The sequence below is a fragment of the Vibrio sinensis genome, assembly GCF_003605645.1.
In the GTDB taxonomy this organism is placed as follows: domain Bacteria; phylum Pseudomonadota; class Gammaproteobacteria; order Enterobacterales; family Vibrionaceae; genus Vibrio; species Vibrio sinensis.
Window position 1 is genome coordinate 75112 of the sequence record NZ_QVMU01000006.1, and the last position, 20329, is coordinate 95440.

Genomic DNA, 20329 nt, shown 5'->3' on the forward strand with positions numbered 1-20329 from the left:
GTTTCTCCGACGTGACCGTAATTCACACTCTCGCCCAATGAGCTCCTTTAAAAAAGTAAACTCGCGAGTTTATTTTCGCATTCTATTGGAACAATCAGACGAAGTAAACTCACAAGTTTACTATAAGGATATAAATTGTTACCATCAGTAACCCAAGTGACTGTGGTTCAACATTTGTGAATATCGTTTCTCGGGAATATATGGAAAAGGAGCCCCCATGACACGATCAGAACAAAAACGTCTCGCTATCATTGAAGCAGCAAAACAAGAATTCATTCAACACGGATTTTCTGCGGCGAATATGACCAACGTCAGTACCACCGCAGAAGTATCTAAACGTACGCTATATCGCCACTTTGAAAGCAAAGAGAAGCTATTTGAAGAGGTATTGGCTATCGTTCAACAAGAGATTGAACGCAAGATTCATTATCCATTTGATCCAGCGATATCACTCCATCAGCAGTTAACAGATATCACCTTAAAAGAAGTTCATATTATCTATGACATCTATGGTATTTCTTTTTCTCGCACCATAGTGATGGAGTTTTTCCGCCAACCAGAAATGGCAAAATCCTTATCGCAACGACTATACCAAACACGAGCAGTTAGCCACTGGTTTGAACAAGCCATCATAAATGGAGCATTGAAGAAGGCCGATGTACAGACGGTCACTAATGTTTACATCAGTCTATTTCAAGGGCTACTTTTTTGGCCACAAGTTCTGGATATCGCCGAGTTCCCTCAACAAGATCTTTTAGCACAAAAAGTGGACACTATTGTATCCACTGTTTTAACGGCTTATGCACCTGATTAATCCCACCGAACTATTTTCCAAGATGGGCAAAATGTTCTTTGCGGCCGAACATTTCGTTCATAATTAAACGCCAACATTATCACGATAATGAGGGGAGTCGAGGTCAAGTTGCGGTCCTTTCGGCACAATTTGAGTCGGGTTGATACCAGTATGGCTATAGTAGTAATGACGTTTGATATGATAAAAATCTGTGGTCTCTTTAATGCCATCGACTTGATAAAGCTCTTTCATATACCCTTGAATATGTGGGTAATCCGCAATACGTTTTTTATTGCATTTGAAATGACCGACATAGACAGCATCAAAGCGAATCAATGTCGTAAACAAACGCCAATCAGCCTCGGTAATACGGTGCCCTGCTAAATAGCGATGTGTTGCAAGGTAATCATCAATCTTATCTAACGCTGAGAATAAATGGTCATATGCTTGGTCGTATGCCTCTTGGGTGGTCGCAAAACCGCAGCGGTAAACCCCATTATTTACATTGGGATAGATAAACGCATTCCATTCATCAATCGCATTACGATAAGCACTAGGATAGTAATCCTCATTATTACCGGTTAACTGATTGAACTCAGAGTTAAACATACGAATAATTTCTGCTGACTCATTACTAACAATGGTCTGAGTTTTCTTATCCCATAGAACAGGAACGGTGACACGGCCTGTATAGTCAGGTTTAGCTTGAGTGTAAATTTGATACAGACGAACATGACCAAATAAAGGCTCTGGAAGCCCCATTTGCCACCCCTCACTCATCATATCCGGGCAAACGACTGTCACGTCAATATGTGGTTCTAAACCTTTGAGAGAGCGGAAAATCAGTGTGCGATGCGCCCAAGGGCAAGCAAGGGAAACATACAGATGATAACGCCCGGATTCTGGCTGAAATTTTGCGTCAGAATCACGGCTAATCCAATCACGAAACCCCGAATCTTCACGAACGAATTGTCCGCCTGTCGACTTCGTTTCGTACCATACATCGTGCCAAACACCTTTAACTAACTGCCCCATGACTGCCTCACAACTTATTCCGAAGTCTATTCAGTATAAGTGCTTAGCTCATTCAGTTAAGGCAAAGAAGTTGCTCAAGATGTTCGAAATATTCAAATAATACCAATCCGGATAACTAAGTAGTCTGAATTTTCGAAAGAAAATTTACTAAGGACTAAACCTGAATTGTAATAGAGAGTGGAACGCGAGGAGTTTGTTTAACAAAAAGACTTCCATCCATATGTATGAACAGAAGTCTTTGTCATTTAATGGGTGTTGAAAATTACGTATTCGGATTCATATAGCCATCAAGTACCGCAACGGTATTGTAGCCAAGATCATCAACAGCATAACCGCCTTCGAATACAAACAGTGTCGGTAGATTCAAACCACCCAATTGACGCCCGATTTCAGAGTAATCCTGACGGTTCAATTTAAAGTAGCTGATTGGGTCATGCTCGTAAGTATCCATACCCAACGAAATCACTAACGCATCCGCACCAAACTCTTTAATTTTAGCTAGAGCTGTCTCAAGCGCAGGTCCATATAAAGACCAATCAGTCGTTCCCTGAGGCAAAGGTAGGTTAAGGTTGAACCCCTCTCCTTTTCCCTCACCCAATTCATCAGCAAAACCGATGTAGTGTGGGTAGTCGTAATCCGGGTCACCGTGAATAGAGACAAATAGAACGTCATCACGCTGGTAAAAAATACTTTGAGTACCATTACCATGGTGATAATCAAGATCCAAAATGGCCACTTTCTCTTTTCCTTGACGGCGAAGAGATTCTGCTGCGATTGCGGCGTTATTAATATAACAATAACCACCCATCAAATCCGGTGCGGCGTGATGACCTGGTGGACGACACAGAGCAAATGCGGCTTGCTCACCATTGATTAGTAACTCAGCACCCGTTAGCGCACAATCAGTCGCAGATTGAATCGCTTCCCAACTGGTTTTCGTAATGGCGGCAGTCATATCAAAGCTGTAATAACCTAGCTTACCTTCAATATCTTTAGGGATACGATGGCGAAGATGACGAGGGCTAATAAAGCAATACGGTGATGCATCATGCTCACTACCGAAACGCGCTTCCCATTCAGACCAAGCCGATTGAAGAAACTCTACGTAATCAGGAGTATGAACCCAACGCATAGGATCAGTGCCGTAACTTTTCGGTTCATTTACGGTAAAGCCACCGTGTTGATGAATGGCATTTAATACCATATCCGCACGTTCCGGCTTTTCAAAACAAGGCGTTGGTTCACCAGAAAGAAATTCATATTTCACACGGTGCAAACGCTGTTTTTCACTGTAAATAACTTTCATTATTTTTTCAGCTCCATCCAGTAACGCTCATATAGGCCAACTGCACCACCAACGCTACCTAAGAACTGACCTTTTTGCTTCACTTCCGCTGACGGGAAAATAATTTCACTGTTGCGGATCTCAGATGGCAGGTGATCGAGTGCTTGTAAGTTAGGCACTGCATAACCAATTTCTTTTACCACTGTTGCCTGATTTTCAGGTTCCAACAAGAAGTTAATGAACGCGTATGCCGCCTCTTTATTCTGCGCTTTTTCTGGAATAACGATATTATCCATCCAGAAAATCGCCCCCTCTTGCGGGTAAACAAAGCGAATAGCTGGGTTTTCTTGTTGTGCTCGGTAAGCTGTACCATTCCACTGCATGCCAACATTCACTTCACCGGTAATAAGCGGCACATGAGGCGCATCAGAATTGAAGACAGTTACATTTGGTTTTAGCAATGTTAATCGTTCATACGCTTGTTTCAGTTCAGCCGGATCTTGAGTATTAACACTGTGACCACCAAGGATCAGAGCCATACCCATCACATCACGTACGTCATCAGTCAGTAGCAACTGGCCCGCATACTCGCTGTTCCACAGATCAGCCCAACCAGTTAGCTTGCTGCCATCAATCACCTCAGAGTTATAACCAATTGCAGTACTGCCCCACATATACGGAAGAGAATATGTATTATTTGGGTCAAAGCTTTGATTTAAAATCGAGGTGTCTAGCTGTGCAAAAGAGTCAATTTTTGACTTATCAAGTGGATGTAATAGACCATCACTAGCAAGTTTTGCCACATAGTACGTTGATGGGACAACGATATCATAACCTTCACCATCGATAAGCTTCATCTTAGCGTACATGGTTTCGTTACTTTCGAACGTAGCGTAGTTGACTTTAATTCCGGTTTCTTTAGTGAACTCTTCAATCAATGACTGCGGAAGATATTCAGACCAGTTATAAATATTTAGAGTAGTAGAAGCCCAGACAGGGGAAGATGACAGGAGGCCGATTAAGGCTGAAGCAACAAGTGTTTTATTCATTTACGTTAACATACTATCAATGTGTTAGGACGCGATATTGCGCGCGCAAATTAAATAGTAGTCGAATACTCAAAGCAAGCGTACGCCGTTCAATTTAGTGACCCAGCGCATGTTTTTATTTAAAACCACCCTATTTCCTATGAAAATATTCTTTATTTCTCACCAAATGATAACAAAAAAAGCGTGACCCCACGAAAGGATCACGCTTAAGCCTGTCACAGGCTGAATAGTTTATACGCTCACATTCAAGCAAGATACAGCATGAACATCTGTGCCTTGAATGGTCGGTTTGGTTTGCGCACAAATGTCCGTAGCTTGAGGACAACGAGTACGAAATACACAACCAGATGGCGGGTTGATTGGCGATGGCAAATCCCCCTCCAGCATTTGAATGACTTTTTCACGTTCCAATTTAGGATCGGGAATCGGTACTGCTGACATCAACGCACGTGTATATGGATGTTTAGGATCTGCAAAGAGTGCATCTGACTCACCTAGCTCTACCGCATTACCTAAGTACATAACCAGTACTCGGTCAGAAATGTGCTTAACCACTGATAAGTCGTGTGCGATAAAGACTAAAGAAAGACCCAGCTCTTTTTGAAGCTCTTTCAATAGGTTTACAACCTGAGCTTGAATGGATACATCCAAAGCTGACACTGGTTCATCACAGATGATCATCTTAGGTTTTAAAATCAAAGCACGTGCGATACCAATACGCTGACACTGACCACCAGAAAACTCATGCGGGTAACGGTTGATCACGTTAGGCAGCAAGCCAACTTTCGTCATCATCTCTTTAACACGCTCTTTCACTTCATCTTTAGAAAGCTCTGGATAGAACGTTTCTAAAGGTTCTGCGATGATCGCTCCCACGGCCATACGCGGGTTCAAAGAAGCCAAAGGATCTTGGAAAATCATTTGAATTTCTTTGCGTGTTTCTCGACGTTGAACACTGCGCATCTTGGTTAAATCTTGACCAAGCCACACAACTTCACCCTCAGTAGCTTCTACAAGACCGATGATAGCGCGAGCAAATGTTGATTTTCCGCAACCAGATTCGCCAACAACGCCTAATGTCTCGCCTTCATATAAACGAACATTAACCCCATCAACGGCTTTTAAGTTTGATGGCTGGCTCCATGGCCAAGCCGACTTAGAAGCAATACTAAAATGGACTTTTAAATTTTTAACATCGAGCAATAGTGATTTATTCGAACTCATCTTTCCCAAGCCTCCCAATCAGAAAAACATGCACGCTGACGGCCATCGCCAAATGGCAATAGGATCGGTGCTTCACTCTTACAACGTGCAATACCACGATGGCAACGCTCTTGATAAGGGCAGCCAGGAGGCAAACGAAGTAAGTTTGGTGGGTTACCAGGAATGGTTGGTAGAACTTCACCTTCCGTATCTAAACGTGGAATAGCTCGAAGCAATCCTTCCGCATAAGGATGAGTCGGATTATAGAAAATCTCATCCACAGTGCCGTACTCCATAGTACGACCAGCGTACATCACAAGTACTTTGTCACATGAACCAGCGACAACACCTAGATCGTGAGTGATCATAATGATCGCTGTGTTGAATTCACTTTTTAGCTCGTTAAGCAGCTCCATGATTTGCGCTTGAACGGTTACATCAAGAGCCGTAGTTGGCTCATCGGCAATCAGCAATTTAGGACGACACAATAGAGCCATCGCAATCATGACACGTTGACGCATACCGCCAGAAAACTCGTGCGGGTACATAGTGATACGTTTACGCGCTTCAGGAATCTTCACCGCTTCAAGCATGCGAACCGATTCTTCAAAGGCTTCTGCTTTACCCATGCCCTTATGCAGCATCAGTACTTCCATTAACTGATCGCTCACTTTCATATATGGGTTCAGTGAGGTCATTGGGTCTTGGAAGATCATCGCAATTTGCTCTGCACGAACTTTGTTCAGTGCTTTTTCTGGCAAATTAAGGATTTCATTACCCTCAAATTTTGCACTGCCAGAAATAATACCGTTTTTCGCTAACAAACCCATGATAGCGAAAACCGTTTGTGATTTACCCGAACCAGACTCACCTACGATACCTAAGGTTTCACCTTGGTTTAGTGAGAAGTTCAAGTCATTTACTGCCGTTACGATACCGTCTTGAGTGGTAAATTCAACGCGCAGATCTTTGACATCTAATAGACTCATCGTTGCTTCCTTAATCTTTTGATTCTTATATTTAATAGCGATTGACTATCTGTCTTTAGGATCCAGCGCATCGCGCAGGCCATCGCCGACATAGTTGAAACAAAATAGAGTGATGACCATAAATGCAGCAGGGAATGCCAACTGCCAAATAGCCAATTCCATTGTTTGTGCACCTTCTTGTAGTAGCGCACCCCAACTTGTCATTGGTTCTTGAACACCAAGACCAAGGAATGATAAGAACGATTCTGTCAGAATCATGCTTGGGATAAGCAGCGTTGAATAAACCGCAACAATACCCAATACGTTAGGCACGATATGGCGAGTAATGATTTTCCAGTTACTCACGCCACTCACATGTGCCGCTTCAATGAACTCTTTGCTGCGAAGACTGAGTGTCTGACCACGAACAATACGCGCCATATCCAACCACGCTATTGCACCAATCGCGACAAAGATCAAAATGATATTACGACCAAAAAATGTCACCAATACAATCACAAGGAACATAAATGGTACTGCGTATAAGATTTCCAAAATACGCATCATAATACGGTCTACTTTACCGCCAATAAAGCCTGAAGCGGCGCCGTAAAGCGTACCAATCAATACCGCAACAAATGCCCCCATGACGCCGACCATCAGCGAGATTCGTCCACCAACTAAGGTACGAACGTAAAGGTCACGTCCTAAGCTATCAGTACCAAACCAATGTTCTGCACTTGGACCAACGTGCATTGCATACCAATCGGTATCATCAAATGTATAAGGAGCAAGCATTGGCAAAATAATGACGGCCAGCGTCATCAACACCAAAATAAATAAGCTCACCATCGCAGCTTTATTACGCATAAAACGGATACGAGCATCTTGCCAAAGGCTGCGACCTTCAATTTCTAAGTTCTCAGAGAACTTTTCGATCGCTTCTAGATTTTCTTTTTTCGTCAACATAACCATACGTCCCTGCTAGTAGCGAATTTTCGGGTCAATCATTGCTAGTAAAATATCAACGATGGCGTTGAATAGAATGAATAGGAAACCAATTAGGATGGTCACCCCCATTACTAGCGAATAGTCACGGTTAAAGGCAGCGTTCACGAACAACTTACCTATCCCCGGCAAACCAAAGATTGTTTCCACCACAACCGAACCGGTGATGATGCCGACAAAAGCTGGGCCCATATAAGAGACAACAGGAAGCAGTGCAGGTTTTAATGCATGCTTAAGTACGATGTAACGGTAACTTAGCCCTTTTGCACGAGCGGTGCGGATAAAGTTACTGTTCAACGTTTCAATCATCGAACCACGTGTAATACGCGCGAAAGTCGCGACGTAGAGCAATGACATGGCGATAACCGGCAATACGATGTATGAGAATGAACCATCATGCCAACCACCTGCGGGGAAAATATTCCAATGCAAGGAGAACAAATAGATAAGTGCCGGTGCCAATACGAACGATGGCATTACTACTCCGAGCATTGCCGTGGACATAATGGTGTAGTCCACCCAAGTATTTTGTTTCAATGCCGCAATGGTTCCGACCGCTACCCCCAAAATGACGGTAAAGATGAAAGCAATAAAACCAACTTTTGCAGAAACAGGTAAAGCCACCGAAATCAGTTCATTTACTGTATAGTCTAAGTATTTGAATGATGGGCCAAAGTCCCCTTGAATTACATTAAATAAATAAGTGGTGTATTGTTCAAATACTGGCTTATCTAAGCCATATTTAGCTTCGATATTTGCCATTACTTCTGGTGGTAATGGACGCTCGCTTGAAAACGGGTTACCCGGTGCGAAGCGCATGAGAAAGAAAGATACAGTGATCAATACCAACATAGTTGGAATTGCTTCAAAGATCCTTTTCGCGATGAATTTAAGCATAAACTCACTCTTTCAGTCTGTGACAATTAAAATGAAAAAAGCACTCTGAATGACACCGTTATACGGTGAGTTTAATGATCTTAAAATGGAGAAATACGAGGTAATTAGAGAAACTAGCTACGGCAACTTCATCCATGAGATAAGCCATTTTTTCACTCCGTGGAATACACCACGATCAATCCAGAGTGAGGAGGCGCTACACACATTCATTGTCTGTAGAGCCCCTATTTTTATAGTTCTATAAACTCAATTTATTGAGCTTTGATGTATAGATCTTTCGAGTAGATTTTCTCTTCTGGGTTGTTTGCTGGGAAACCACCAACTTGAGGAGATAGTAGACGCGACTTCACGTACTGATAGATAGGCGCGATAGGCATATCTTTCGCCATTAGCTTCTCAGCATCACGATACAGCGCAGTACGCTCTTCTTCAGATGTTGAGTTGATCGCTTTTTCCATTAGCGCATCATAGGCTTGGCTATCGTAGTGGATACCACCCGTTGTGTTGCCACTCTTCATTAGCGTTAGGAATGAAGATGCTTCGTTGTAGTCACCACACCAACCGGCACGTGCCACTTCAAAGTTACCTGAATCTTTAGTTGATAGGTAAGTCTTCCACTCTTGGTTTTCTAGTGTTACATCTAGACCCAAGGTCTTCTTCCACATTGAACCCAGTGCAACCGCAATTTTCTTATGGTTTTCTGATGTGTTGTATAGAAGGCTAAACTTCAGTGGGTTGTCTTTACCGTAACCCGCTTCTGCTAACAGACGTTCTGCTTCTGCATTACGCTCTTTCTGAGTCATTTGGCCATACATTGGCATTTCTGGTTCAAAACCAGCCGTGATCTCAGGTGTTAGGAAGTAAGCTGGTTTTTGACCTTGCGCTAAGATAGCGTCAGTCACGATGTTACGGTCGATAGCGTAAGAAACAGCTTGGCGCACACGAACATCATCAAACGGCTTTTGTTTGGTGTTAAAGATGTAGTAGTAAGTACATAGGTTGCCCACTACTGACAATGATTCTGGGTGTTCTTTCTTCAGACGTTTGAAGTGCTCAACTGGCAATTCGTTCGTAAAATCGATTTCACCAGATAGGAAACGGTTCATTTCCGCAACTTGGTTTTCAATCGGAAGGAAAGTCACTTTATTTAGGACAGTTTTGTCATTGTCCCAATATTGCTCGTTACGTTTAAGAACAAGACGCTCATTCACAACCCATTTGTCGACAACGAATGCACCGTTACCCACAAAGTTTTCTGGCTTAGTCCATTGGTCACCAAACTTCTCAACCGTTGCTTTATGAACAGGTTTTGTTGTGGTGTGGCCCATCATCATTACGAAGTAAGGAACAGCTGCATCCAGTTCAACAACAAGAGTATGATCATCAAGCGCTTTAACGCCTAGTGTGCTCTTATCTGCTTCACCAGCAATGATCGCTTTAGCGTTCTTCATCTTGGTGTATTCCATGTACCAAGAGTATGGAGACGCTGTCGCAGGATCAACTGAACGTTGGAAACTGAACACAAAGTCAGCTGCCGTTACAGGGTCGCCGTTTGACCATTTTGCGTCTTTACGCAAGTGGAAAGTGTAGGTTCTGTTGTCTGTCGTTTCCCAACTCTCAGCAACTGCTGGAATGATGTTACCGTCAGCATCTTGGCTCACTAAACCTTCAAGTAGGTCAGCGATAACGTGCGATTCAGGAACACCTTGAGATTTATGAGGGTCGATTGTTGCTACTTCAGTACCGTTACCACGAACAAGTTCTTGTACTTCTGCTAATTGAGTTCCTGCTGGAACCTCTGCAGCAAGTGTTGCGGTAGAAGTTGCGGCCACTGCTAGACCAGCACCTAGAAGAAGGGCTTGAGTGATTTTATTCTTATACATGTGTAAAACTCCAAGTTTTTCATTTGCATCCATGACTTCTTTGAAGGCCCACTCGAACGGAAGTGATTTAGACATTCTTAGCTCAAAAATTAAGCATAATAATCTAAAACCTTACAAAGATTGCGGCACACATTATCAATCATTGAAGTAATTTGCCATAAAAATGTAGCAAAAAATCATATAATTCCCTGATTACATCAACATTACGGTAATAAATGCTTCATTAATGTAAAAAGGCAGAATTAATGAATAACCTCATGATTTGTTGTAGTGTAAAGTGCCAATTTATCTAATAAGATACATTTTTGCAGCATCTTATCTTGCGTATTGTGCAATAAATTTAACGACAAACACGCCGATTCACTAACATTTAACAGAATTGATTGTCATGCTTTGTGATTTTGTGAAACATATCACCTCCTAGTTGTTGGTTTATAAACATCTAAATATGCAAAAAATGGCGACATTTTATCCAATTGACATTTATTTACCCATTTCGCAGAAATTCTAGCCAGTCGATTATTCCGGATGGCATATTAATAATCGAACAAATGCATTGTTTTGATGAAAAACCAACCATAAATTTGCAGGCTAAATTCAAAAAATCACAAAGCACGACCAAACTTACACATTAAAAAGATGGCAATGTCATGTGAGTGGATGAGATAAATAGGGAGAATACTTGGCACGACGCTATACAGAATAGTTAGAGGTAAAATAATCAGAAGTAATGCCATTTAGCATCATGTTGAACGAGGTAAATCGTAAGAGGAATAAATGAGGAGCTAGCTACATGAGGGCTAAATTTCTCTCTCATTGACAAGTAGCGTTACCGAGTGGGTAGACCAATACAAAAACGGCCCTTAAATAAGGACCGTTTGCGATTAAAGACTGGTGTCATTAGCCAATAAACTTGCTAACAAAGTTGCTAATATTGCTTGCGCTTGCCGCCGCCATAACCATCACAATAAGAGCACCGACTACAGTTAAGTACACAGGGTGCTTATAGTCACCAACAATGTCTTTACGACGTGTGGCAGCAAGTACGATACCTAAAACGATTGGTAGGATAATACTATTCACCAAACCTGCCAGCATCAGTAGTAAAATTGGCATATTCATAGTTACAGTGCCAAGGCTCGTGATGATAATAAAGCCAACACACCATGCTTTTTCGTTACGAGCAACCACTGGGAATAGTGTTTTGATTAGTGAAATCGCCATGTACGAGTTACCAACGACTGAAGTAATCGAAGCAACGAACAGCACTAAACCAAATATGAAGTAACCGATATCACCAGCGCCTTGACGGAATGCATCTGCCGCAGGGTTTGAATTATCAAGAACAGCACCGGTTGCAATCACACCAAACACAGCCATGAACAGTAGAATACGAATCACAACCGCGATTGAAATACCTGCCCATGCAGCGGTTTTAATTGCACCAACGTTTTCCTTACCTTGTAAGCCAATATCAACTAGACGTTGTGCACCCGTATAGTAACCACCCACAGCGCCACCAACGATAGTCAGAGTCGGTAGCAATAAGTTACCGATATCATTTGGGATTACGGCCGCAGTTAACGTTTCACCCATTGGCGGTAAACTTGTCATGGCTACGTATGCAATCAAGATAATCATGAACAAACCAAGGTAACGAGCCATTTGGTCCATACGCTTCGATGCGTTGTGCACAACAAACAGTAAACACCCCACTACACCAGTGAACAGTGCGCCCCACGTTGTGTCAACACCAGTAAGTACATTAATACCTAAGGCTGCACCGCTTACGTTACCGAAATTAAATGCCACGGCACCCAAAGCTAAAAGAATACCAACAGCGTAACCCATGCCTGGTGCGACTTTGTTAGCAATGTCTTGAATACGTAGGCCAGACACACCAACGATGCGCCAAAGGTTCATTACAATACCGAAAGTAATAAACATCGATGCGAAAACAGGGAACGCCATGTCAATTTTGTAGATATTGGTAAATACGGCTGTTTGAGTAAGAAAGCCTGGGCCAACCGAAGTGGTTGCCATTAAGAACGCTACGCTTAAGATTGCTTTCGTTTGCCAAGTTGTTGGCTGCGCCGCTGCAGGAGTTGCTACGGTAGAAGTTTGTGTGGTCATGCCGAATCCCAATTTTGTTGTCTCTCTATTATTAGAAAAATAGAAAGACAACTGACCAAGATCAGCTGAACTTATGCGAGAAGACGGTTGAAAAATTCTTTTAAAAACAACATCTAAATAAACACAGTGCCGTCTACACCTGCTTACTGGGCGCGGATATTAATGAGTTATCCGCATGCTGTCAACTAATAATTTTCGCAATAGCAAATATTGTAATTATGTGGGCTGAAAATACCATTGCAGAGGTTTAATGGGGCGTAATTTCGTTCTTGAACCAAGCCAATGACAATTAAGCCGACTCAACCTCACCCAGAGTTTTTCTTGCGAATATGATTAATCACAACAAGTGAACACTTGTTTGATAGAGAGGACAGTCACCCCTGGTGTTACCATTTTATTCTCGCTCCCCCCATGGTGATACTTTCTAAACTCTGTCGGCGTCATATCGTGGAACTTTCTAAACGCAGCAATCAGGTATTTATGCTCAGAAAATCCACATTGCAATGCAATGTCAGTGATAGGAATAGCAGTATTACACAACAAAGGAATGCTTTTACTTAAACGAATAAACGTTAAATAGTCTTTGAAATTGAAGCCACAGACCCGTTTAAATAAACGAGAAAAATGATGGTAACTTAGCCCGGCATCTAAACATAAATCAGACAATGTAAGCGACGACATGTATTCGCGATCAATTCGTTCTAGACAAGCCCTTACAACCTCTTCTTCATGTTTCCTAGCTATGTTTAACTCACACTCTTCCCCCAGTTCATCAAGCTTTGCTAACATCAGATAAATCAATGCCATACGCTTAAATGAGACACGATTTTCATCATAACTATATTCACAAGCAAGTGCTTTTACCGTATTCCAAAGCTCTGTATCTAATTGGCGATAATACTCCTTTCCCACCACACGATAGCTCAAAGCCAAAGAGTGATGGCAGGCCTCAAAAAGTGCTGGTGAAAATTGAATGGTCAACAGTTGACTATTTGGCTCTAGCGCATGTAAGCCATGAATTTCATTCCCGGATAAAAGGAGCATCCCACCTTGTTTAAACGTCTCTGAAGAGCCATTGGACATCATCGAAAAGGCTCCTTTCAACACACAAATGAATTCAGGTGCAAGGTGCCAATGGGGCTCACATTGACGTACTTCCGCGGCAAATATATTGATCGGATCTTTCGCAAATGTAACAACTTCATAACCCGTTTGGGACGACGCCATTCCATTAACATGACCATTTGTATGCCCATTCACATTACCACTTTTATTGTTGGTAATATGGCTACGCTGACTGAAAGAAAAGGGGAACATACTTACCTCTTGTGTTAACGCCATAGCCAACATCCGTCAATAAAACACAGATCTTAACCATGGCGTTATCTAATGGATTGAGTACGCTTTAGTGCGAACTGTTTTCCAATACCTGTTGTAGCTCTGACTCAGATATATCGAGCCCTAACATCTCATTGAACGCAATTGCCATACCACAGAACATGTCCTCAGCAATCTGTTCCAATTTTGATTGAGCTTCAGTTGAAGATAAACGACTAGCCTCACTAATCATGGCCACGACACGCTCTGTCGCGATTGGATTTTTCAGTAAATCAACTAGCGTAGAGTCTACTCTGAGCTGCGGATAATATGGAACTGGCACAACATCCACAACGCAGAAAAGTGGTGTATCTTCACTCGATGAGCCGACAAAAATTGTGTGCTCTCCCGGCGTCGCTAACCATTGTTTGGCTTGCGGATTAAAGTAACAAAAATCAGCCCAGTTCAATGTTAACGTTACTGTTTTTGTTTCCCCCGGCTCCAAAGCGACTTTCGCAAATGCTTTAAGGGACTTACGTTCACGAGCGTATTCACTTTCAGGGAAACTTAAATAGAGCTGTACCACTTCCTTGCCAAAACACGCACCAGTATTTTTTACGTCTACTGAGACAGTCAACGACTCATCTTGCTGTAGTTGATTTTGCTGAGCTCTACTATGCTGCGTGGAATCTAGCGGTAATGAGTTCTGTTTTGAGTCGCCTAAGGAGGTCACTGTCACCTTGCTCATTTCAAAGTGGGTATAGCTCAAACCAAAACCGAACGGAAATAGAGGTGTCATATTGCGTTTTTGATAGTAACGGTAACCAACAAATAATCCCTCACTATAAACGTGTTGACCATTTTCTCCAGGGTAACTCAAATACGCTGGCGTTTCCTCCAAACAATGTGGAACCGTCACGGTCAACTTGCCACTTGGATTGGTGTATCCAAAGAGTACATTCGCTACAGCTCGCCCCATTCCCTGCCCTGAGAAAAAGGTTTCAACAACCGCTTTGACATTAGCCAACCAAGGCATCACCACCGAATCACTGTTGGATAACACCACCACCAATTCAGGCTGAACCTTTGCTACAGCTTCAATAAGAGCTTGATGCTGTTCAATAATATCTAAATGGGAACGGTCGCCATTTTCGCCATCTTTACCTACTTCAGTACTTGCAAACAACAGCACTATATCCGCTGTTTTAGCCGCCTCTACCGCCTTAGCGAAACTCTCAGCTGAATCTGAGCCACTGATGTAACTTACTTCAAAATCATCGCCAGCGAGTTCAACTATTTCATCCAATGGAACATCAAGATAATAAGGACGAGTCGTAGCACAACCTGACCCCTGAATAACTGGAGTTTGAGCCGCTTCACCCATCACTAGGATGCGTTTATGTTTTTCCACCCTAAGTGGTAATAACGACTGGTCATTTTTTAATAACACAATCGATTCTGACGCAATATGTTGTGCAAGAGCATGATGAGAAGCGAAATCGACATTGTGCGTTTTTTCTCTACCAGTGACAGCTTTTTCAACCAGAGTAAGAACTCGCTCACACGCGTTGTCTAAATCGGCTTCGGTAACGATTTGTTCAGAAATTGCCTGATATAAAGCGCGCTTATCACGGCGACTTTCTGGCATAGCAAGATCGTTCCCCGCTAACAAAGAAGCAGGTCTATCTTTGACACCATACCAATCTGAAATAACCAAACCATCGTAACCCCATGAATCTCTCAGTACGCTACTCAATAACCATTGATGCTGCGAGGTTTGAACACCGTTAAGACGATTATATGAAGACATCACAGTCCAAGGGTTTGATTTCTCAATAGCTCGCTTAAAACCCGATAGATAGATTTCTTGTAGGGCTCGCTCTTCAATCAACGAATCCATTTCGGTTCGCTTAAATTCAGAGTTGTTCGCGGCAAAGTGTTTTAAACTGGCTCCAACACCATTGTCTTGCATGCCGTTAATCAAGCCTGCAGCCAGTTCACCACTTACCACAGGATCTTCCGAATAGTACTCATAACCACGGCCAGATAGGGGCGTTCGACGAATATTAATCCCCGGCCCTAACAACAGGTCAATGCCATAATGTCGACACTCACTAGCTAAAGCCTGACCCATTTGATACATTAATTCGACATCCCAACTGCATGCCACACTCGAGCCATTTGGAAAACAAGTCGCCGGCTCAGACAGCCCAAAATAAGATTCCGTTCCATTGAGACCATCTGCTTGCTGGCTAACTACATTAAGAAAATCACTGATGCACCAGTCTGCCCCCTGCTCTACTTGAGCTCGGTTATAGCGGACACCATAAGTCCCATCTGTCATCGCGATATCTTTTATTCCGAGTTGTTCAAACCCCGTCGTGCGCCATAATCCTTGACCATGAATCAAATCAACTTTCTGTTCGATCGTCATTGTTTTAAGTAAATCTGAATGTTGTCCTGACATTTACGCAGTCTCACTATTTAACTGGAGTTTTTTCAATTGGATCTGTTGAATCATGTCACGATACTGATGTTCATCGATTTGATAGAAGCGAATAAAAACAATACTGACAATAAATAAGACCGCCGGGATCACTGTCATCATCAAATTAATCCCGTTTACGGCTTCCGCTGAAATAGTCTCTGATGAATAACCGTAATATTGCAGTAACCAACCCGCTAAACCGCCGCCAATCGCCATTGCAATCTTAGTAATAAAGTTAAAGTAACCGTAAATAGCCCCTTCAGCGCGAACCTGTGTCTTCCACTCTGAGTACTCAACAGTATCTGCCACCATTGACCACATCACGACAAAATTAATCGCTAACGCTACGCTGTATACACACACGCAAGCCATAATGAGCATAAGATTAGATGGGTCAATCGTATATTGAATTGCAAGCGCCCCAGCGCCAAGTGGAAGAGTAAACAGAGCCAAACGTTTCTTTCCGATCCAATCAACTAAGCGACCTGCTATCACCGTACCAGCTGCATAAGCGGCAGTTTGTACAAAAAAGAAGCTGCCAATAAACCCGCTGTCGTTCAACACGTAGTTGATGTAATAAATCGCGACCGCCATCCATAAGGTATACGTAATGTAGACAAAGGTTGTGTAAGCCGACAAAAAGTGCAGTGGCATGTTCAACTTCACTGATGAAATCAATGAAGAAAGAGATGGTGTTTGAGCCACTTCCACCACTTCAATACGTTCTTTGGTGTAACCAAAACAGGCCAAAAATAAAAACGTCGCTAACAAAGCAAATATACTCGCAGCAAACACGTAGCCGTCACTCGGCTCAACAAACATGCCAACGAACACTTCAGCTTGAGTTGATACTAATAAATAACCAAGAATCGCGAGAGTAAATCGATATACCGATAGAGAGGCACGAGAACCCTCATGCTGAGTCAACATATTAGTCATCGCTGAATATGGTGTATTAACCGCGGTATAAGCAATGCAATATAAAGTGTAGGAAATCAACGCGTACGCAAATTTGTAATCGGTATCAATTGCGGTAAAACAGATGACTGTTAACACACCAAGAGGAATAGAACCATAGAGTAAATACGGTCTCAGCTTGCCATGTTTAGTCTGTGTCTTATCAATAAAATAACCGACCAATAGATTAAATATCGCATCAACAACCCGTGCGATAACAAAGATCAAACTCGCTTGAGCCGCTGTTAACCCATAAATATCAGTATAAAAATACAATAAAAATAACGACACAAACCCAAACGATAAATTGGACGCCAAATCGCCAAGTCCATAAGCGAACTTCTCTTTTCTTCCGACAACAACATAGCTGTCAGCCTGCGGAGTAGACATTGTTTATTCCTTCAATTAACTAACTCTGCCCATTATATGAATCAGCTAATTTCACGCTTGGCACTAATTGACTGGATTATTACTACTATTTGCTTTCGTTGTAAAACGTGAACAAGCGCAAAGTCGCCTTATGGTTCAAAACCATGACAAAAATCGTTTTCGCTTCACAAGTAAAAGTACTCAGTATGAGGTTAATTGAGAGAAAAGGATGCCTTTAGACTAGGCGTAGTGTATAAAGCCGCTATAATGCTCGGGTAAAAAATGAAAAGGTAAGAACATGAAAATTTGTGGTGTTGAGCTAAAAGGTAATGACGCAGTCATCTGTCTGCTTTCTCTGTCTGAAAGTGTATTTCATATCTCTGACTGTCGCGTATCAAAACTGTCAGTAACGAACGGAAATGACACTCAGAGCATGAGAGATTTTCAATTTTCTTTCGCTAAGCTGATGGCTGACTACCAAATTGATAAAGTAGTAATTCGTCAACGCCAAACGAAAGGCAAATTTGCAGGTGGTGGTTTTGGCTTTAAGCTAGAAGCAGCAATCCAATTGATTGATGGCCTAGATGTCACTGTTGTGCCACCAGCCGATCTAAAAGAAAGTCTAAAACGTAACCCGCTAATGATTAAGTTCAAAGAAACGGGTCTTAAGCAATACCAAGAAGAAGCTTTTAATACAGCTTACGCTTGTCTGCATATGCGTTAATAGTAAAAAGGCCTGCTCATCATTAATGGGCAGGCCTGATCTTATTCTCTATTATACGTTACGATGATACCGTCACGGTCTGATAAAGCTCCGCTTCTGAATCACCTCCAACATACACAAATAGTTTTCCCATCTCTTGAGTAAAGCAGGATTCAATTCCGTAGTAAGACATATCTTGAGGGGAAATAACGAATTCTACTCGCTGAGTTTCACCCGCTAACAGACTCACTTTTTGGAACGCTTTAAGTTCTCTTCTCGGACGAGTTGTCGATGTCCCCGTTTGCGCCAAATAGCATTGCACCGTCTCTTGACCTTCATTTTGGCTGTAATTTGTCACTTCTACAGAAAACGTTAAGTTTTCGCCAAGACGAATATTCGTCTCACATTGCAAAGCACCGTAACTAAACTGGCTGTAGCTCAAACCAAAACCAAATGGGTATAAAGGGCTTTCGAAGCAATCTTTATACGGTTGATATTCTTGGTATGCGCGCATTTTTCCCAATATTTTTCGTGCATAGTACATTGGAATCTGTCCAGTACTACGAGGAACTGTCATCGCCAGTTTCCCTGATGGATTTGTCAAACCGTAGATCACACGAGCCACCGCATTTCCGGTCTGTGTACCACTTTGCCAAGCATAGATTAACGCATCCGCATACTGCTCAATAGCTGGTGATGGTACAGGACGCCCAGTACACTGAACCACGACTAAAGGTTTACCAACACGGCCAATCGCTTCAATCATCGCTTCTTGACCCGCAGGTAAGGCTAATTCAGCAATATTGCGCGCTTCTCCCGTACGACGATGGCTTTCTCCTACACACAAAACAACTACATCCGCGCGATGTGCACATTCAACCATCTCATCAGTAAACGCCGCATTATCAGTAATGATTTTATTTTGTTTTGACGCACAACGTAGTCCATCAATAATGGAAACCACATCGTTTTCATCACCATCAAGACACCAAGAACCTAAATGCTGACGCTGCGAACTAGCGTGGGGGCCAATCACCGCAACGGTCAATCCACTGTCTCTCAATGGCAAGCATTGTGATTGATTTTTTAATAACACCAAACTTTGCTCAGCTAAAGACAAGGCTAACTCACTATGCTCTGGCTTACCTAAAACTTCTTTATGTTGCTCAGGGTCAACGTATGGTCGCTCAAACAACCCCGCTTTAAATTTCGTAGCCAATACGCGACTAACCGCATCATCAATGAAAGCAAGCAATTCAGGATCAGTTGAAACAAGCACTTCAAGGTGATCATCGTAAGCTTCATGAGTCATGGCCATATCCACTCCGGCTCGCAACGCCAACGCTGCCGCCGATTTAGCGTCACTCGCGACGCCAAAATACTCAAGATCAGAGATCGAACCCCAGTCACTAACAACCATGCCGGAAAAAGCTTGCTGGTTTTTAAGCCAATCTCGGAGGAGCGCACGAGACCCGGAAACGGGAGTTCCTCCAAGGTCATTAAAACCAGACATGATCGTGGCGACACCAGCATCAATTGCCGCCGAAAAAGGGGGTAAGTAGATATTATGTAGGCTGTTTTCGCTAATTTCAGTGGTATCGTAATCACGACCGCCTTCTGAAGCACCATAACCGACAAAATGTTTCGCACAAGCAATCAGCCTATCCGATTTCGCAGGATCATCACCTTGAAAACCGCGAACAACTGCGCGAGCCATTTGGCTAGTCAAAAAAGGGTCCTCTCCTGAACTTTCAATAACTCGCCCCCAACGAGGATCTCGCACAATGTCGAGCATTGGGGCGAAAGTCCAATGAATCCCCAGTGAAGCTGCTTCTGCTGCAATCGCAGTATACGCTCGTTCAACTAATTCAGGATTCCAAGAGCATGCCTGTGCCAATGGGATAGGTAACACTGTTTTTTGACCGTAAATGACATCGCGAGCGAAAATAATAGGAATACCTAGACGGCTTTCTTCTACTGCCACTCTTTGAATTTCATTAAGCTGAACCGGATCCACAGTTTCACCAGGAGCATTTCCCGCCCAAGCCGTATCGGCTAAGATTCGAGAGCCCCAACCTCCTTGACGAATTTTGTCTAGGTACGCTGCTTTATTTTGATCATAATCACTCATGGGAGACTGGCATAACTGGCCAATTTTCTCTAGCAAAGTCATACGTCCCAGCAAATCACTAACTCGTTCAGTTATCGTCAATGAGGTATTTCTATAATTAGCCAAAGGAC

The 20329-nt window shown here is 42.7% G+C and carries 15 protein-coding genes; 2 read left to right on the forward strand and 13 right to left on the reverse strand.

Features of this window, described 5'->3' with window-relative positions:
- The first annotated feature begins 217 nt into the window (after positions 1–217).
- On the forward strand, positions 218–814 hold the full coding sequence (locus DZ860_RS08910; RefSeq protein ID WP_120030588.1) for a TetR/AcrR family transcriptional regulator: 597 nt from the start codon (positions 218–220) through the stop codon (positions 812–814).
- 63 nt (positions 815–877) lie between these two features.
- Here DZ860_RS08910 and DZ860_RS08915 read toward each other — a convergent pair whose 3' ends face one another.
- The 12 genes from DZ860_RS08915 to DZ860_RS08970 all read right to left on the reverse strand — a co-directional run bounded on the left by DZ860_RS08915 (position 878) and on the right by DZ860_RS08970 (position 17406).
- On the reverse strand, positions 878–1828 hold the full coding sequence (locus tag DZ860_RS08915) for a glutathione S-transferase family protein (RefSeq protein ID WP_120030589.1): 951 nt from the start codon (positions 1826–1828) through the stop codon (positions 878–880).
- A 262-nt stretch (positions 1829–2090) separates the two neighbouring features.
- The gene (locus DZ860_RS08920; protein ID WP_120030590.1) at positions 2091–3134 is read right to left on the reverse strand and encodes a histone deacetylase family protein; all 1044 of its coding nucleotides are present in this window, start codon (positions 3132–3134) and stop codon (positions 2091–2093) included.
- Positions 3134–4162, reverse strand: coding sequence for an ABC transporter substrate-binding protein (locus DZ860_RS08925; protein WP_120030591.1), 1029 nt, complete (start codon positions 4160–4162; stop codon positions 3134–3136). The genes DZ860_RS08920 and DZ860_RS08925 overlap by 1 nt, the downstream gene beginning before the upstream one ends.
- Before the next feature lie 231 nt (positions 4163–4393).
- Positions 4394–5386 (reverse strand): murein tripeptide/oligopeptide ABC transporter ATP binding protein OppF, encoded by a 993-nt coding sequence (gene oppF / locus DZ860_RS08930; protein WP_165862875.1) that lies wholly within the window; start codon positions 5384–5386, stop codon positions 4394–4396.
- Positions 5383–6354: an ABC transporter ATP-binding protein gene (locus DZ860_RS08935; RefSeq protein WP_120030593.1), complete on the reverse strand. Its 972-nt coding sequence runs from the start codon at positions 6352–6354 to the stop codon at positions 5383–5385. The genes oppF and DZ860_RS08935 overlap by 4 nt, the downstream gene beginning before the upstream one ends.
- Positions 6355–6399: 45 nt before the next feature.
- Positions 6400–7302, reverse strand: coding sequence for an oligopeptide ABC transporter permease OppC (oppC, locus tag DZ860_RS08940; RefSeq protein WP_120030594.1), 903 nt, complete (start codon positions 7300–7302; stop codon positions 6400–6402).
- Positions 7303–7317: 15 nt separating this feature from the next.
- Positions 7318–8238 carry an oligopeptide ABC transporter permease OppB gene (gene oppB, locus DZ860_RS08945; protein ID WP_120030595.1) on the reverse strand — a complete coding sequence of 307 codons (921 nt, stop codon included), beginning with the start codon at positions 8236–8238 and terminating at the stop codon, positions 7318–7320.
- A gap of 251 nt (positions 8239–8489) precedes the next feature.
- Complete coding sequence (locus DZ860_RS08950; RefSeq protein WP_120030692.1) at positions 8490–10121, reverse strand: ABC transporter substrate-binding protein; 1632 nt, start codon at positions 10119–10121, stop codon at positions 8490–8492.
- A 900-nt stretch (positions 10122–11021) separates the two neighbouring features.
- Entirely contained in the window at positions 11022–12254 is a 1233-nt protein-coding gene (locus tag DZ860_RS08955) for an NRAMP family divalent metal transporter (protein WP_120030596.1), read from the reverse strand.
- 333 nt (positions 12255–12587) lie between these two features.
- Entirely contained in the window at positions 12588–13595 is a 1008-nt protein-coding gene (locus tag DZ860_RS08960) for a helix-turn-helix domain-containing protein (protein WP_165862876.1), read from the reverse strand.
- 64 nt (positions 13596–13659) lie between these two features.
- A complete protein-coding gene (locus tag DZ860_RS08965) occupies positions 13660–16038 on the reverse strand; it encodes a beta-glucosidase family protein (RefSeq protein ID WP_120030598.1) in 2379 nt (792 codons plus the stop codon).
- Complete coding sequence (locus DZ860_RS08970) at positions 16039–17406, reverse strand: MFS transporter (RefSeq protein ID WP_120030599.1); 1368 nt, start codon at positions 17404–17406, stop codon at positions 16039–16041.
- A 277-nt stretch (positions 17407–17683) separates the two neighbouring features.
- Here DZ860_RS08970 and DZ860_RS08975 point away from each other — a divergent pair, with 277 nt between their 5' ends.
- Positions 17684–18109 carry a DUF3010 family protein gene (locus tag DZ860_RS08975; protein WP_120030600.1) on the forward strand — a complete coding sequence of 142 codons (426 nt, stop codon included), beginning with the start codon at positions 17684–17686 and terminating at the stop codon, positions 18107–18109.
- A gap of 58 nt (positions 18110–18167) precedes the next feature.
- Here DZ860_RS08975 and DZ860_RS08980 read toward each other — a convergent pair whose 3' ends face one another.
- Complete coding sequence (locus DZ860_RS08980; protein ID WP_120030601.1) at positions 18168–20324, reverse strand: glycoside hydrolase family 3 N-terminal domain-containing protein; 2157 nt, start codon at positions 20322–20324, stop codon at positions 18168–18170.
- Positions 20325–20329 lie beyond the last annotated feature (5 nt).